Source organism: Kitasatospora fiedleri, assembly GCF_948472415.1.
GTDB lineage: Bacteria > Actinomycetota > Actinomycetes > Streptomycetales > Streptomycetaceae > Kitasatospora > Kitasatospora fiedleri.
Map to the genome: position 1 here is coordinate 4,172,239 of NZ_OX419519.1, position 12,335 is coordinate 4,184,573.

The 12,335-nt window shown below is 72.0% G+C and carries 12 protein-coding genes and 1 pseudogene; 9 read left to right on the forward strand and 4 right to left on the reverse strand.

Features of this window, described 5'->3' with window-relative positions:
• The first annotated feature begins 133 nt into the window (after nucleotides 1–133).
• The 5 genes from QMQ26_RS19350 to QMQ26_RS19370 all read left to right on the forward strand — a co-directional run bounded on the left by QMQ26_RS19350 (nucleotide 134) and on the right by QMQ26_RS19370 (nucleotide 6,687).
• The gene (locus tag QMQ26_RS19350; RefSeq protein ID WP_404813921.1) at nucleotides 134–751 is read left to right on the forward strand and encodes a cysteine hydrolase family protein; all 618 of its coding nucleotides are present in this window, start codon (nucleotides 134–136) and stop codon (nucleotides 749–751) included.
• Between the two features lie 5 nt (nucleotides 752–756).
• A complete protein-coding gene (locus QMQ26_RS19355; RefSeq protein ID WP_282202129.1) occupies nucleotides 757–1,929 on the forward strand; it encodes a pyridoxal phosphate-dependent aminotransferase in 1,173 nt (390 codons plus the stop codon).
• 82 nt (nucleotides 1,930–2,011) lie between these two features.
• On the forward strand, nucleotides 2,012–3,172 hold the full coding sequence (locus QMQ26_RS19360; RefSeq protein WP_282202130.1) for a LeuA family protein: 1,161 nt from the start codon (nucleotides 2,012–2,014) through the stop codon (nucleotides 3,170–3,172).
• Between the two features lie 234 nt (nucleotides 3,173–3,406).
• The gene (locus tag QMQ26_RS19365; protein WP_404814190.1) at nucleotides 3,407–4,765 is read left to right on the forward strand and encodes a basic amino acid/polyamine antiporter; all 1,359 of its coding nucleotides are present in this window, start codon (nucleotides 3,407–3,409) and stop codon (nucleotides 4,763–4,765) included.
• A 245-nt stretch (nucleotides 4,766–5,010) separates the two neighbouring features.
• A complete protein-coding gene (locus tag QMQ26_RS19370; protein WP_282202131.1) occupies nucleotides 5,011–6,687 on the forward strand; it encodes an LCP family protein in 1,677 nt (558 codons plus the stop codon).
• Between the two features lie 66 nt (nucleotides 6,688–6,753).
• Here QMQ26_RS19370 and QMQ26_RS19375 read toward each other — a convergent pair whose 3' ends face one another.
• Together QMQ26_RS19375 and QMQ26_RS19380 are read right to left on the reverse strand one after the other, a co-directional pair.
• A complete protein-coding gene (locus QMQ26_RS19375; RefSeq protein WP_282202132.1) occupies nucleotides 6,754–7,062 on the reverse strand; it encodes a hypothetical protein in 309 nt (102 codons plus the stop codon).
• 180 nt (nucleotides 7,063–7,242) lie between these two features.
• Nucleotides 7,243–7,413 carry a hypothetical protein gene (locus QMQ26_RS19380; protein WP_282202133.1) on the reverse strand — a complete coding sequence of 57 codons (171 nt, stop codon included), beginning with the start codon at nucleotides 7,411–7,413 and terminating at the stop codon, nucleotides 7,243–7,245.
• A gap of 229 nt (nucleotides 7,414–7,642) precedes the next feature.
• On the opposite strand from QMQ26_RS19380, the gene QMQ26_RS19385 reads away from it, so the two are divergent.
• The 3 genes from QMQ26_RS19385 (at nucleotide 7,643) to QMQ26_RS19395 (ending at nucleotide 9,008) form a co-directional block, all read left to right on the forward strand.
• The gene (locus tag QMQ26_RS19385; protein WP_100836944.1) at nucleotides 7,643–8,500 is read left to right on the forward strand and encodes a helix-turn-helix domain-containing protein; all 858 of its coding nucleotides are present in this window, start codon (nucleotides 7,643–7,645) and stop codon (nucleotides 8,498–8,500) included.
• Nucleotides 8,478–8,681 carry a DUF397 domain-containing protein gene (locus QMQ26_RS19390; RefSeq protein ID WP_282202134.1) on the forward strand — a complete coding sequence of 68 codons (204 nt, stop codon included), beginning with the start codon at nucleotides 8,478–8,480 and terminating at the stop codon, nucleotides 8,679–8,681. The genes QMQ26_RS19385 and QMQ26_RS19390 overlap by 23 nt, the downstream gene beginning before the upstream one ends.
• 123 nt (nucleotides 8,682–8,804) lie before the next feature.
• A complete protein-coding gene (locus QMQ26_RS19395; RefSeq protein ID WP_282202135.1) occupies nucleotides 8,805–9,008 on the forward strand; it encodes a DUF397 domain-containing protein in 204 nt (67 codons plus the stop codon).
• A 430-nt stretch (nucleotides 9,009–9,438) separates the two neighbouring features.
• Here QMQ26_RS19395 and QMQ26_RS19400 read toward each other — a convergent pair.
• Nucleotides 9,439–10,187 (reverse strand): annotated as a pseudogene (locus QMQ26_RS19400) (transposase family protein).
• Nucleotides 10,188–10,714: 527 nt separating this feature from the next.
• On the opposite strand from QMQ26_RS19400, the gene QMQ26_RS19405 reads away from it, so the two are divergent.
• A complete protein-coding gene (locus tag QMQ26_RS19405) occupies nucleotides 10,715–11,458 on the forward strand; it encodes a polysaccharide deacetylase family protein (RefSeq protein ID WP_282202136.1) in 744 nt (247 codons plus the stop codon).
• Between the two features lie 81 nt (nucleotides 11,459–11,539).
• On the opposite strand, the gene QMQ26_RS19410 is transcribed toward QMQ26_RS19405, so the two are convergent.
• Entirely contained in the window at nucleotides 11,540–12,235 is a 696-nt protein-coding gene (locus tag QMQ26_RS19410; RefSeq protein WP_282202137.1) for a hypothetical protein, read from the reverse strand.
• Nucleotides 12,236–12,335 lie beyond the last annotated feature (100 nt).

Below are 12,335 nucleotides of genomic sequence, written 5' to 3' on the forward strand. Positions count from 1 at the left end.
CGGGGTTCACATAACAATCTTGACGATCTTGGAACGGTTGGTTCTAATGGCGGAGGTATTGACCCGGGTTTCGTTGGAGGGGTAATCGGTGGGCCGATCGGCGCTTCTTGTACTCGATCTGATAAATGAAATCGTGCATCCGCGGGGGAAATACGGCGCGGAGGGGTACCAGCAGCAGGTGGCCGACCGCCGGGTGCTGGAGAACGCGGCCCGCGCGATCGAGCGGGCCCGCGCGGCGGACGTCCCGGTGATCTACGTCGTGGTCGGCTTCACCGCCGGCTACCCCGAGTGGCCGCCCGGCTCGCCGATCTTCCGGGCCGCCAAGCCCGACGGCCGCCTGCTGCTCGGCGACTGGGCCACCCAGGTGCACGACGCGGTGAAGCCGGCCGAGGGCGAGCCGGTCATCGCCAAGCACCGGATCAGCCCGTTCCACGGCACCGGACTGGACCTCCTGCTGCGCACCCTCGGGGTGGACACCCTGCTGCTGACCGGCGTCTCCACCGACATGGTCATCCTGGCCACCGCCCGCGACGGCCACGACCGCGACTACCGGGTCAAGGTCCTGGAGGACGCCACCGCCGCCGACGGCCCCGAGATGCACCGGGCCGCGCTCACCGTGATCGCCCGCTGCGCCGAGATCACCACCGTCGACGAGGCGCTGGCCGACGAAGCGCTGTCCGACGGGGCACCGGCCGCCGGGGCACCGGCCGACGGGGCGCAGGCCGCCGGGGCGCCGGGGGCGAACCGATGAGGAGCGTGGCCCGCCGCTTCGGCCGGATCGAGAAGTCCGCGACCTTCGCCGTGCTGGAACTGGTGCAGTCGCTGCGCGCCCAGGGCGTCAAGGTGCTCGACCTGGGCGGCGGCGAACCCGACTTCGACACCCCCGCGCACATCACCGCCGAGGGCGCCGGCGCCCTGGCCGGCGGCTTCACCCACTACACGGCCAGCCGGGGCATCCCCGAACTGCTCGCCGCGATCTCCCGGAAGCTGGCCGAGGACAACGGCGTCAGCGTCGACCCGGCCACCGAGGTGATCGTCACCCCGTCGGCGAAGAACGCGCTGTTCACCGCCCTGACCACGCTGCTGGACCCGGGCGACGAACTGCTCGTCCCGACGCCGGGCTGGGTCAGCTACCACTCGATGGCGCACCTGATCGGCGCCGTCCCGGTGGACGTCCCGCTCGACGGCGACGACGGCTTCCGGATCACCCGCGAGCTGCTGGAGCGCCGGATCACCGACCGCACCAAGGTCATCCTGGTCAACACCCCCAACAACCCGACCGGCCGGGCGCTGGACGCCGCCGAGGCCGAGGCGGTCGCCGCCGTCGCGGACGAGCACGACCTGTTCGTGGTCTCCGACGAGATCTACGAGAAGATCGTCTACGGCGGGACCAAGCACGTCAGCCCGGCGAGCCTGCCCGCAGGTGCCGGGCGCACCCTGCTGGTCAACGGCTTCTCCAAGGCGTACGCGATGACCGGCTGGCGCCTGGGCTACGTCGCCGGACCGGCGCCGGTGATCTCCGAGATGCTCAAGGTGCAGCAGCACTCGGTGGGCTGCGCCGGCTCGTTCGTGCAGCGCGGCGGCCTGGCCGCGCTGACCGGTCCGCAGGACGCCGTCCAGGCGATGACGGACGAGTACGCGGCCCGGATGGAACTGATCGTCGCCGGGCTGGACTCGCTGCCCGGCGTCAGCTGTCCCCGGCCGGAGGGCGCCTTCTACGCCTTCCCCGACATCCGGGGCACCGGCTTCGCGAGCTCGGCCGAGTTCGCCACCTGGCTGCTGTCCGAGGCCGGCGTCGCGGTGATGCCCGGATCGGCCTTCGGCCCCGGCGGGGAGGGCCACATCCGGCTCTCCTTCGCCACCTCGCGCGAGGTCATCACCGAGGCGATCGACCGGATGGCCACCGCGCTGCACCAACGCCGTCGGTGACACCGCCGACCGGCCCGAACCGGTTCCGCAATTCCGAGACGTCACCCACTGCCGCGACGCAGTGCGGGAAACGGGGACAACCATGAACGAGAACGTGCGGCGGATCTCCTTCTTCGACACCACTCTGCGCGACGGCGAGCAGGCGCCCGCCAACGCGATGGGCCCCGAGGACAAGCTCGACCTCGCGCTGCGGATCGAGGCCCTCGGCGTCGACCGCATCGAGACCGGCTTCCCGGCCTCCTCGCCCAGCGACTTCGAGGCCACCCGGCTGATCTCCAAGCACCTGACCAGGGCGCGCTTCACCACCTTCTGCCGGGCCGTCGCCGGGGACGTCCTGGCCGCGGTCGAGGCCGGCGGCACCGCCAACCACCAGGTGCAGGTCGCCGCCACCGGCAGCGACCTGCACCTGAAGTACAAGCGGCGGATCACCCGGGAGCAGGCGATCGAGGAGGTGGTCGAGTCGGTGCGGCTGGCCCGCTCCTACGGCGTCGAGTCGGTCACCGTCGGCATCGAGGACGCCAGCCGCGGCGAGGACGACCTGCTGCGCCCGATGACCGAACGGGCGGTCGAGGCCGGGGCGACCGGTTTCGTGGTCGCGGACACCTCCGGCGCGATGACCCCGGACGGGTACGCGGCGCTGATCCGCCGGTTCCGGTCCTGGGTCCCGGCGGAGACCTGCATCGCCACCCACTGCCACGACGACTTCGGCCTGTCCACCGCCAACGCGCTGGCCGGCCTGCTGGCCGGCGCCGACGAGGTCCAGGCGACCCTGGGCGGCGTCGGCGAGCGGGCGGGCAACACCCCGCTGGAGGAGATCGCGGCGATCCTCGCCTACAAGGAGGACGAGACCGGCCTGCGCACCGACATCGACCTGGCCGCCATGTACGGGGCCTACACCGTCCTGCGCCGGGTCATCCGGCTGGAGGAGCCGCGCAACAAGGCGATCTTCGGCACCTACGCCTTCGGCACCGCGGCGGGCATCCACCAGCAGGGCGTGCTGCGCAACCCGGCCACCTACGAGTACGTCGAGCCGGCCCGTTTCGGCCGCACCCGCTCGGTGCTGATCGGCCGGCACTCCGGCCGGACGGTGCTCCGGCACCTGCTGGAGCAGCTGGGCCTGGAGCCCGACGACGCGCGGCTGGAGGAGCTCTACCGGGTGCACATCGCCGAGCGGACCGACGGGGACTGCGAGGACCTGGAGGTCATCAAGGAGCGCCTGCGCCAGGAGCTGCTGTCGCAGTAGCCGCCGCGTCGGCCGCCGCGCGGGCGGGCGCCCGGGGGCGCATACGGGTGCACAACGGTGCCGAACGGACATCCGGTTGGTAGCGTTCCGCCCGCGGCGGCGGCCTCCGGGGCCGCCGGGCCCCGAGCGGGAGGAGCGGCGCGGGTGGCGGCGGAGGAGACGGCACGGGAGACGGCGGCGGCGGTCCGGGGACCGGCGGCGGGCACGGCGAGGCTGTCCCGGCGGACGCTGACCATGCTGGTGGTCGGCTCGATGGTCGGCGCGGGCGTGTTCTCGCTGCCGGGGCGGTTCGCGCAGGAGACCGGCGTGCTGGGCGCGCTGGTCTCCTGGCTGATCGCCGGGACGGGCATGCTGATGCTGGCGCTGGTGTTCCAGGCGCTGGCGGTGCGGCGGCCGGAACTGGACGCGGGCGTGTACGCGTACGCGAAGGCGGGCTTCGGCGAGTACCTGGGCTTCTTCTCGGCGTTCGGCTACTGGGCCAGCGCCTGCGTCGGCAACGTGACGTACTGGGTGCTGATCATGTCGACGGTCGGGGCGCTCGTCCCGGCGCTCGGGGACGGCGACACCTGGCTCGCGCTGCTGCTCTCCTCGGCCGGGCTGTGGGGGTTCTTCCTGCTGGTGCGGCGCGGCGTGCGGGAGGCCGCGACGGTCAACCGGATCGTCACCGTGGCCAAGCTGGTGCCGATCCTGGTGTTCGTGGTGCTGGCGCTCGCCTGCTTCCGGGCGGACGTGTTCGCCGCCAACGTCCGGGGCGCCGCCGCCACGGGCTCGCTCTACGACCAGGTGCACGGGACGATGCTGGCCACCGTGTTCGTGTTCCTCGGGGTGGAGGGCGCCAGCGTCTACTCCCGGCACGCGGCGCGCCGTTCGGACGTCGGCCAGGCCACCGTGCTGGGCTTCCTGAGCGTCTTCGCGGTGTTCGCCTCGGTCACCGTGGTCTCCTACGGCCTGCTGCCGGCGGACCAGATCGCCGCGCTGCGGCAGCCCTCGATGGCGGGCGTGCTGGCGGCGGCGGTCGGCACCTGGGGCCAGGTGCTGGTCAGCATCGGCCTGGTGGTCTCGGTGCTGGGCGCGTACCTGGCGTGGACGCTGATGGCCGCCGAGGTGCTGTTCGTCGCGGCCGGGGACGGGGACATGCCGCGCTTCCTGGCCCGGACCGGCGCCCGGGACGTGCCGGTGCCCGCGCTGCTGCTGACCAGCGTGCTGTCGCAGCTGATGCTGGTGGTCACCGCCTTCTCCGACGACGCCTTCGACTTCGCGCTCGACCTGACCAGCACGCTCGGCCTGGTCCCGTACCTGCTGGCCGCCGGGTACGGGGTGCGGGTGGCCCGGCGGGACCGCGCGGGCCCGGCCGCGCTGCTGGTGGCCGGGCTGGCCACCGCGTACACCGCGTTCCTGGTCTACGCGGCGGGCTGGACGTACCTGCTGGTGTCGTCCGTCGTCTACGCGCCCGCCACCGTGCTGTTCGTGATGGCCCGCCGCGAGCAGGGCCGCCGGCTGTTCTCGCCGCGCGAGGCGGTGGTGCTGGCGGTGTCGGCGGCCGGGGCGGTGCTGGGCGTGGTGGCGCTGGCGGCGGGGTGGATCAGTCTGTGACCCCGCCGGGGCGGTGCGCGGGAGAAGTGTTCGGACGGACCGTGAAACACCCGGACCCGGTCGCGCATCTATAGGGGGGAGAGCCCGGAACGGCCGGGCCACGGGGGTGCGATGTGATACGCGGACAGGCCGAGGCCGCCGAACCGGCGGAGGACGGGTCCGAAGGCGCGGTGCCCCGGCAGCGGGAGGGCGGCCGGGCGGCCCGCCGACGGGCGGGCGCCTCCGCGGGGCCGGTGTCCGGCCCGGTGTCCGGCCCGGTTTCCGGTTCGGGTTCCGGCCCGGCGACGGGCGGGCGGGCGGCGCGCCGGGAGGCGGCCCGCCGCCCGGGACGGCGGGGACGCCGGCGGCTGCGGCGCTGGCAGAAGGCGCTGCTGTGGACGGCGGTCGGGGCGGTGGTGCTGACCGCCGGTGCGGGCGGCTACCTCTACTACCGGTTCAACGCCAACATCAAGCAGGCGCCGCTGTACGCGGGCGAGGAGGGCGACGCCGGGCACGAGGTGGCGGACGCCTTCGGTCGCACCCCCATCAACGTGCTGGTGATCGGCTCCGACTCGCGCGCCGACCCGGAGGACTGCACGATCGGCGGCGCCGACTGCGGCAGCGGCGCCAACGCCGACGTCAACCTGCTGCTGCACGTCTCGGCGGACCGCAGCAACGCGACCGTGATGAGCATCCCGCGCGACCTGCGGACCGACCTGCCGGGCTGCCGCGACGCGGCGGGCAAGACCGTGTTCAAGGCGCAGCGCGGGCTGATCAACGCCACTCTCCAGGGCGGCCCCGGCTGCACCGTGGCGGCCGTCCGCAAGCTCACCGACCTCCCGATCGACCACTTCGTGCAGGTCGACTTCAGCGGCGTGATCAAGATGTCGGACGCGGTGGGCGGCGTCCCGGTGTGCGTCAGCGACAACGTCTACGACCCGTACTCGCACCTCAAGCTGACCAAGGGCGAACACACCCTCCAGGGCATGGCGGCCCTCCAGTTCGTCCGGACCAGGCACGGCTTCGGCGACGGCACCGACACCGGCCGCTCCTCGGCCCAGCACCTCTTCCTCGGCTCGATGATCCGCCAGCTCAAGGGCGCCGGGACGCTCACCGACCCGGGCAAGCTGCTCTCGCTCGCCGACGCCGCCACCAAGGCGCTCACCGTCGACCCCGGCCTGGACGGCATCACCAAGCTGGTCGGTCTCGGCCAGGACATCAGCAAGGTGCCGTCCGAGCGGATCACCTTCACCACCATGCAGATCATCCACGACCCGGCGGACGACAACCGGCGGCTGATCGGCCCGGGCGCGACCGAGCTGTTCCGGGCGATCAAGGACGACCGGTCGCTCAGCGGCGGCCCGCAGCCCGGGGACGCCGCCTCGTCCGCCACCCCGTCCGTCCCGTCCGCCCCTGCCGCGTCGTCGGCGCCCCCGGCCGCGACCGGACCGGCCCGCGGCGGGATCACCGTCGTGGTGCGCAACGGCACCGGCGTCACGGGCCGGGCCGGAGCGCTCGTCGAGGCGCTGCGGCAGGCCGGTTTCGCCAAGGGCACCACCACCGGTCCGAAGGTCACCGCCGAACACAGCGCGGTGACGTACCCGGCGGGCAGGGAGGCCGAGGCCCAGCAGGTCGCCGCCGCCCTCGGCCTGCCCGCGAGCGCCGTCCGGGCCGGGGAGGGCAACTCGATCGAGCTGCTGATCGGCACCGACTGGCCCACCGGCACCGCCTACCCCGCCGAGACCGGCACCACCACCGCGCCCGCACCCCCCGCCGACCCGTCCGCCATCCTCAAGGGCGCCGACGCCAGCACCGCCGACGACACCAGCCGCTGCGCCCAGGTCGGCCACGAGGGCACCGTCGAACTCCCCGGCTACCGGGGCCAGATGACGCCGGTCCAGGCGTACGAGCGCAGCAAGGGGGTCCCCGACTCGGCACCCTGACGGACCGTCACATTCGGCTGCGGCGACCGGGCGGGCCTTCGGACGGAGGGCCGGGGCGGGGGGTTCTCACCGTCCGGCAGGAGGGGCCGTGCCGTCGGTGGGGGGCAGGTGGACCTCGCTCCACACGCTCTCCTGCACACCGCCGCCGCCGTCGCGCGAGGTGAGGGAGCGGCGGTGGCCCCAGCGGTCGCCCAGCGCGAGGGCCGCCAGCACCCCGTACTCGTCCGGCGCGGGGCCCTCCAGGTGCAGTTCGATCCGGTACCCGCCGGGGGTGGTGCTCAGCCGCGCCTTCCCGCCACCCGCCCGCGCCAGCCGCTCGGCGATCGTCCAGGCGCGCTGCTGCGACACCTTGGCGGCGGCCTCCCGGTCCGTCATGGGCGGGACGCGGTGGACGAGGGCGGGAGGGGGAGGGGCGCGGCGGACTCGGCCGGTTCCGAGGTCCGCTCGGGGTCGTCGGACCCCTCGCGCAGGGAACGCCGGAGGGTGGCGACTTCCTCCAACGACTGTCCGGTGTACAGCACTTGATTCCGTTCGGTGGGTGAGGAGAGAGGGGGTTCAGGCCGCGTCCGGCTCCTGCGCGGTGCCGCTGCCGATGCAGCGCGGGCACCCGCAGGCCGGCCAGGTCAGCGTGGAGCGCGGCGCGGGCAGCAGCGGTTCGTCGGACGTCCGGAACGAGACCTGCTCCCGGCTGCCGTCCGCCCGCACCGTGTAGACGCGGATCGTCATCCCCGGCTTCGGAGCGGGGCTGCCGTCGGACGGGCCCTCGGCTGCCGTCGATGGGATGAAGGGGTCTGGCTGACAAGTCGTCATGATCGTTGCTCCGTGGGGAGATTGCCGTCCGCTTCGGTCACTGTCTGTGCCTCAAGCGTTGCCGGGCGGCGCTACCCTCGACAAGGAGCACGGTGTTGCGGACCTGGGCAGGGGTCCGGCACGGAACAAGGAGGAGGCTGGACGGATGGCCTGGCAGGAACGGGACCTTCAGCCGGACCTTTCGCCCCGGCACTTCTACGGCGCCGAGATCCGCCGCCTCCGCAAGCTGCACGACAACATGTCGTTGGAGGCGCTGGGCAACATCCTCATGTTCTCCAAGGCGCACCTGTCGCGGATCGAGAGCGGCGCGTCCAAGCCGCCGGTCGGCCTGTCGGAGAAACTGGACATGGCCTTCGGGACGGACGGACTGTTCTGCCGCCTCTACGAGATGGCGAAACGGGAGCCGTTCCCCGACAAGTACAGCGCGTTCCACAAGCTGAACGAACGCGCGGTGGAACACGCCTCGTACTCGCTGTCGATCCCCGGTCTGCTCCAGATCGAGCCGGTGATCCGGGCCATCATGTACGCGGGTGGATCCAGCCCGTCGGACGCTGAGATCGAGAGCTGGCTAACCGCTCGACTCGGGCAGCAAGAACGACTCTGGGCCGAACCGGTGGCGTGCGAGTACTGGTTCATCCTCGACGAGTACGCGCTGCGACGTCCGATCGTCGGTCCGGAGGCGATGGTGGAACAGCTCTCCGTGCTGCTGGCTGCCGGTCGGCGCCGCAATGTGACGATCCAGGTGCTGCCGTTCAGCGCCGGTGTGCACTCGCGGGTCGGCGGCTCCTCGCTGATCATGCTGACTGCGCCCGACGGCTCGATGGTCGCCTATGAGGAGGGCGATCGTTGGGGACGTCTGCACGATGATGTGGTGACCGTCGTGAGTCGCAGGAAGGACTACGATCTGTTGCGGGCTCAGTCCCTCTCTCCACGGGACTCCGAGGCCGTGATCAGTTCCGCCCTGGAAGGATTCGCTGAGGATGCACCCCGACGGCACGCCTGAGAACTGGGTCAAGAGCAGCTACAGCAACCAGGACGGCGGCGCCTGCGTCGAGGTGGACGCCAACCGCCCGGGCACCGTCCGCGACTCCAAGGACCCTGACGGCCCGCGCCTGCGTTTCACGCCCGCGAGCTGGGACGCCTTCGTCACCGCCGTCGTGGCAGGCGAGTTCGGCCACCTCTGAACCGAAACACCTACGGCGCTCCGCGGTTCACGGTCGAACCGCGGGGCACTTTTCTTGGACGGGGCCCTGTCGACCGGGGCCCTGGGTCTGTGATCCCGTCCGTCCTGGAAGGATTCGCCGAAGATGCACTCCGACAGCACGCCTGAGAACTGGGTCAAGAGCAGCTACAGCAACCAGGACGGCGGCGACTGCATCGAGGTGGACGCCAACCGCCCGGGCACCGTCCGCGACTCCAAGGACCCCGACGGCCCGCGCCTGCGTTTCGCCCCCGCGAGCTGGGACGCCTTCGTCACCGCCGTCGCGGCGGGTGAGTTCGGCAACCTCTGATCCGAAACGCTCACGGGGCACCGCAGTCCATGGCCGGCTCCAGCGCGGGCGCGGCCACAGGACCGTTACCGGTCGACCGTCGCAAGGCTGGCAGCAAGCACCACTTGATCGGCGACGGCGGCAGCATCCCGCCAGCCTGACCGACCACCCCGCGAATGACCCGACGACCTGCGCGACGACAGCGAACTCCGATCGCCGAAAACCGCGCACACACCGGATGCTGTCGGCCGTCTCCCGCCGAGGCGAACCCGACATCATCGGCTCCGGCGAGCTTCGCCACGCCGTCGAGCGGGCCTTCGCCCACCTCCACTCGCTCAAGCGCCTCGCCGTCCGCCGGGAGAGACACCTAGACCTCCACGGCGCTTTCGCCTCACTCGCCTGAGCACTCATCTGCCTGTGACGCCTCAACCGACAGGCACAGTGAGCCTTTTCAGCGTTGAAGCTCAAGGGTGAGGACGGCCTTGGCTGCTGACGTCAGCCAGTTCGGGCTGCATCGTGCGTGCTGGAAGATTCGCCAGCGTTTGACTGTGGCTACGCCGCGCTCGACTGGGTGGCGGAGCCGGGCGTGAGCCCGGTTCAACGATCGCTGCCGGGGCTGAGTTCCTTGCGGGCGGGGCGTCTGGCCGGTATGGCGAAGGTGCCGCCGGCGCCGGTGTACGCCATGTCGGCCAGGGCCGGGATGCGGAGTCGGATGCAGGTCTTCACGATGCGGTGGGTGCGGGCTGCGGTGAGGTCGTGGGTGCGGCCGGGCAGGGCGCGGGAGATCCACACGAGCTTGCCTGTCGGGCCGGTGATGACCTGGTGGTTCACGCCGTGGCGTCGGTGCTTGCCGGAGTAGTCGGCGCGGCCGTCGCCGACGCGGTCGCACTCGGCAAGGGTTCCGTCGACCAGGACGTACTCCGCACCGGCGTCGCGCAGGGCCCGGGTCAGACCGGGCGCCTTCCGGGCCAGCAGGTCGGTGACCTGGTGGACATAGGCGTGGGTGGTACCGACGCTGATCCGAAAGCCGGCCGCAATCTGCGCAAGTGTGTCGTGCTTGCGCAGGTAGACCAGTGCGACCAGGGTGCGTTGGGAGGGACGGAGTTTGCAGCGGCGGTCACCCTCGCGGGTGACGATGAGCATGGTGACCCACTCGACGAGGGCGTGCGGCAGGTCCAGTGCGGCAGGATAGGTGACCAACGAGGCTTCCTGGCTGGTTGCTTGAGACGTGAGACATCTCGATCAACCGTCTGGGAGCCTCGTTCGTTCTGCTCTCGTTCCCACCGCTGGACCGTCACCCGATCGGTGGCCGCCCTGAAAAGGCTCACTGGGTCTACCGTGCTGGCCTGGGGCCGGTGCGGGCCCTGCGGTCAGCGTCCCTGCGCAGGCGGGGTGTACGGCGCGGGCGTGCGCAGCTCGTCGGATTCAGGCAGGAAGCACGTCTCCGTGAGGACTTCGTGCAGGAACAGGACCGCTCCCCGGGGGCAGCGGTGGGATCTCGCTCGCTTCTGCTGTGTTCCTCACTGCGTGGTCTTCTTCGCGATGGGCTGGCGCCGTGGTCCACGCGCGGTGCGGCGTTTTCTCCTGTCCCCGCGCATGGGGCGGGACTGTTCGCGTTCGGGTGAAGAATTGCCTGGAATTGGGTCGACTGCTCGGAAAGTGCCGGGGGGACTGCCAGACTGCGTTCTCCATCACCGGCCGCCGGAAGAGCGACAGCGGGAGCAGTCATGGAAAAGGTCGACGAGGGTTTCTCCAGCGGCGCGTTGGAGCCGGTGGGCAGCGGTCCTTTCCCGTGGACGTTGATGTACCACTCCGTGGCGCGGGACGAGGACGACCCCTACCTGATCACTGTGAGCCCATGGCGGTTTCGTCAGCAGATCCGCTGGCTCGCGGCGCGTGGCCTGCGGGGGGTAGGGGTCGGCGCGCTGATGCGCGCCCACGCCCTCGGGCGGGCTCGGGGCTTGGTGGGGCTCAGCTTCGACGACGGCTACCGGGACTTCGTGGAGCAGGCGGTTCCCGTGCTGGAGGAGTACGGCTTCACCGCAACGGTGTACGTGGTGGCGGGCAAGCTCGGCGGCCACAACGACTGGGATCGTGAAGGACCCCGCAAAGCGCTGATGTCCCCCCGTCAGGTCCGGGAGGTCGCCGCGGCGGGCCTGGAGATCGGCTGCCACGGCCTGACCCACTGCCGGCTGGCCGGTCTCGGCCGGCGGGAGCTGGTGGCGCAGGTCGCCGACAGCCGGGCCGCTCTGGAGGACGTGACAGGGGATGAGGTCGCGGGCTTCTGCTATCCGTACGGGTCGTACGACCGGGCGGCGGCGGAGGCGGTGGGAGAAGCAGGCTACGGCTACGCGTGCGCTACCGGCCGCGGCGGCGACGACTGGCTCACCCTGCCGCGCTGCTACGTGGGCCAGCGGGACGGGGCGGTCCGCCTGGCCGTCAAGCGAGGTCTGCACCGCTGGCGGAGCTGACGGGCGGCCTGCGCGGGCGGTGCACCGAAAACCCCGCCCACTGGGAACGGCCTTGAGGCCGTTCCCAGTGGGCGGGGCGGGTCACCGCTGCGGGGAACCGGACAGGCGGAGCCAGGACTCGTGCCACAGCAGGGCGCACTGCCGGTCACAGCCGATCGCGGCCATGGGCCCGCCGTCGCAGCGCAACCCGGTGAGGGTGAACCAGCGGCCCCCCACCGGGCGCTGCCACCACGCCAGCGAACGGTGGCTCACTTCGTGAGCGGCGAAATCTTCTCCGACATGCCGCTCCATGCCGGGCTGGAAGGGAACGCCGTGCAGCCGGCCGCGTCCGTCCAGGGTCGCCCGGATCTCGGCCAGGCTGCGGACAGTGGCCCGCAGAGCCGCCGACCGGTCGGCCGGGGCCGGAGTCGGCGCGGCGGCGGGCTCCACCCACTCGTCCCGGAAGAGCAGGGAGCAGTCCAGCCCGCACCCCTGGGCGCCGTCAGCGCCGTGGCAGGTGGCCCCCGCGAGGGCGACGGTGCCAGACAGCCGCCGGATCCGGTAGTGGTCGTCGACCATCCGCCGCACCACCCGTTCCACCTGGTACATGCCGCCGCAGAACGACCACTGGCTGCCGGTGAACCACAGGCCGCGGTGGCAGTCCTTCGCGTCCAAGGTGGCCCGGATCTCCGATGCCTCCTTGACACGGACCCAGTCCCCCTCCCGGTACCGGGAGGGCCGCCCCGGAGCCGGGACGTCGCCCCGGTCCTGCCGCCGCTGCTCATGGGCGATCCGCAACCGCCGCACCGCTCCCAGCGGGGGAAAGTCGCGCAACGGGAGGCTCTTGTACTGACAGCGTTCCTCCACGCGGACCGCCGACTCCCCGGGCGGCGCGGTT